This is a genomic window from Kluyvera sp. Awk 3 (genome assembly GCF_028069715.1).
In the GTDB taxonomy this organism is placed as follows: domain Bacteria; phylum Pseudomonadota; class Gammaproteobacteria; order Enterobacterales; family Enterobacteriaceae; genus Kluyvera; species Kluyvera georgiana_A.
In genome coordinates this window covers 1-2809 of record NZ_JANEWH010000240.1, presented here as the reverse complement: position 1 = coordinate 2809, position 2809 = coordinate 1, and the positions used below count along the sequence as shown (strand labels likewise).

Below are 2809 nucleotides of genomic sequence, written 5' to 3'. Positions count from 1 at the left end.
GTTAACACCAGAGACCGCATTTTTTTTCTACTTTTTTTGATAAATATTAAATTTTCTTTGGTGCAATAATCACCAAATGACGCTCCCCTTCCAGCTGAGGAACCCGCAATTCCACAATGGATTCGACGCTGAACTGCGGCGGAAGCTGCGTAATCTCATCTTCAGGCAACTGGCCTTTAAGTGCATAAAAACGACCTTCTTCACCCGGCAGGTGATGGCACCAGCTCACCATGTCGTTCAGCGAGGCGAAGGCGCGGCTGATAACGCCATCAAACGGCGGCTCGGCCGGAAACTCTTCAACACGACTCTGTACCGGCGTGATGTTAGTCAGCGCAAGCTCATGCTGAACCTGGCGCAGGAAACGAACGCGCTTGCCCAGACTATCGAGAAGCGTAAAGTGCGCATCCGGAAGAACGATAGACAGCGGAATACCCGGCAGACCCGGCCCGGTGCCGACATCAATAAAGCGTTCACCTTTCAGCGACGGCGCCACCACGATGCTGTCGAGGATGTGGCGCACCAGCATCTCGTTTGGATCGCGTACCGACGTCAGGTTGTACGCTTTGTTCCACTTGTGCAGCATATCGACATAGCCAACAAGCTGATTTTTCTGGTGATCGGTGAGCGAAATACCTGCTTCATCCAGCAGACGAGAAAGTTTGTTGAGCACGTTGATGACCCTATCAGAAAATAACTGCCCGGTAGCATGACGCGTACCGGGCCGATGAATCAAGAGGGCGAGCGTAAGATGCTCGCCAGAAGAGCCGCCTGGGCGGTAATCAGGCGCTGCGGCGCAGCAGACCTTGTTTTTTCAGCCATACCAGCAGAATCGAGATCGCCGCCGGGGTGATCCCGGAGATACGCGATGCCTGGCCGATCGAAACCGGTTTGTGATCGTTGAGCTTGGCAATGACTTCGTTCGAAAGCCCGTTCACCTGACGATAGTCGAGGGTGGCCGGCAGCAGCGTGTTTTCATTGCGCTGTTGTTTTTCGATCTCATCCTGCTGACGCGCGATGTAACCTTCGTATTTCACCTGGATTTCCACCTGCTCTGCCGCCTGAGCATCTTTCAGCGCAGGAGAGAACGGCGTCAGGGAGGTCAGCTGCTCGTAGGTCATTTCCGGACGACGCAGCAGATCTTCACCGTTGGCTTCGCGAGACAGCGGTGCAGTCAGGTGAGCATTCACTTCGGCTGCTGATTCCGCCGATGGCGTTACCCAGGTCGACTTCAGACGCTGACGCTCGCGCTCGATGTTTTCCAGCTTCTCGTTGAAACGCGCCCAACGAACGTCATCCACCATCCCCAACTCGCGACCGATTTCGGTCAAGCGCAGATCGGCGTTGTCTTCACGCAGCATCAAACGATATTCGGCGCGGGAGGTGAACATGCGGTACGGTTCTTTTGTCCCCAGTGTACAGAGATCGTCCACCAGCACGCCGAGATAAGCCTGATCGCGACGCGGCGCCCAGCCGTCTTTATCGGCGGACAACCGTGCGGCGTTCAGACCCGCCAGCAGCCCCTGTGCCGCGGCTTCTTCGTAGCCGGTGGTGCCGTTGATCTGGCCAGCAAAGAACAGACCGTGGATAAATTTGCTTTCCAGCGTCGGTTTCAGGTCGCGCGGGTCGAAGAAATCGTACTCAATAGCATAGCCTGGACGGACGATTTTCGCGTTTTCCATCCCCTGCATCGAGCGGACGATCTGCATCTGCACGTCAAACGGCAGGCTGGTGGAGATACCGTTCGGGTAAATTTCGTTGGAGGTTAGCCCTTCCGGCTCCAGGAAGATCTGGTGCTGGTTACGATCGGCAAAGCGCATGACTTTGTCTTCGATCGACGGACAGTAGCGCGGGCCGATGCCTTCGATCACGCCAGCATACATCGGGCTACGATCGAGGTTATTACGGATCACGTCATGGGTTTTCTCGTTGGTATGCGTGACGTAGCACGGCATCTGGCGCGGGTGCTGAGACACTTCGCCAAGGAACGAGAAGACCGGCATTGGGTCATCACTGTTTTGCTGAGCCAATACGCTGAAATCGATGGTGCGCGCGTCAATTCGCGGCGGCGTCCCGGTTTTCAGGCGGCTGACGCGCAGCGGCAGTTCGCGCAGGCGACGGGACAGCGGGATAGATGGCGGATCGCCTGCGCGGCCACCGCTGTAGTTATCCAGGCCAATATGGATTTTGCCGTCCAGGAAGGTCCCGACGGTCAGCACGACCGCTTTTGCACGGAATTTGAGGCCCATCTGGGTGACAGCGCCAACAACACGATCGTTTTCGACAATCAGATCTTCAACCGCCTGCTGGAAGATCATCAGGTTAGGCTGGTTCTCCAGTGCAGTACGGACCGCCTGACGGTAGAGCACGCGATCCGCCTGAGCGCGAGTGGCGCGAACGGCCGGGCCTTTACTGGCGTTTAGTATCCTAAACTGAATGCCGGCGTGGTCGATCGCCGTTGCCATCAGGCCGCCGAGCGCATCCACTTCTTTTACCAGGTGTCCCTTCCCAATGCCGCCAATCGCCGGGTTGCAGCTCATCTGCCCCAGAGTGTCGATATTGTGTGTCAAAAGCAGGGTCTGCTGACCCATTCGCGCTGCGGCCATCGCGGCCTCAGTGCCTGCATGACCCCCGCCAATGATGATGACGTCAAAAGGATCCTGATAAAACATGGTGGTTTGCCTCGCGTACTGCGGTTTTTAAATGGATTGAAGTCCGGGCGTGGATTCTACTCAACTTTAGTCGATGGAGAAAGCGTCTGGATCCTGGGTATTAAAAAGAAGATCTTTTTATTTAGAGATCTGTTCTATTG

Annotated in this window: 2 protein-coding genes; both read right to left on the bottom strand. The window is 55.9% G+C overall.

What is annotated here, in order from left to right; genetic code table 11:
- Positions 1–46 precede the first annotated feature (46 nt).
- The gene (gene rsmG, locus NNN71_RS24180) at positions 47–670 is read right to left on the bottom strand and encodes a 16S rRNA (guanine(527)-N(7))-methyltransferase RsmG (protein ID WP_163449341.1); all 624 of its coding nucleotides are present in this window, start codon (positions 668–670) and stop codon (positions 47–49) included.
- A 109-nt stretch (positions 671–779) separates the two neighbouring features.
- Positions 780–2669: a tRNA uridine-5-carboxymethylaminomethyl(34) synthesis enzyme MnmG gene (gene mnmG, locus NNN71_RS24175; protein WP_163449342.1), complete on the bottom strand. Its 1890-nt coding sequence runs from the start codon at positions 2667–2669 to the stop codon at positions 780–782.
- Positions 2670–2809: the final 140 nt, after the last annotated feature.

Bases quoted from the DNA above. Each gene is read 5' to 3' on its own strand.
- mnmG (WP_163449342.1), bottom strand. From the start codon at position 2,669: ATGTTTTATCAGGATCCTTTTGACGTCATCATCATTGGCGGGGGTCAT.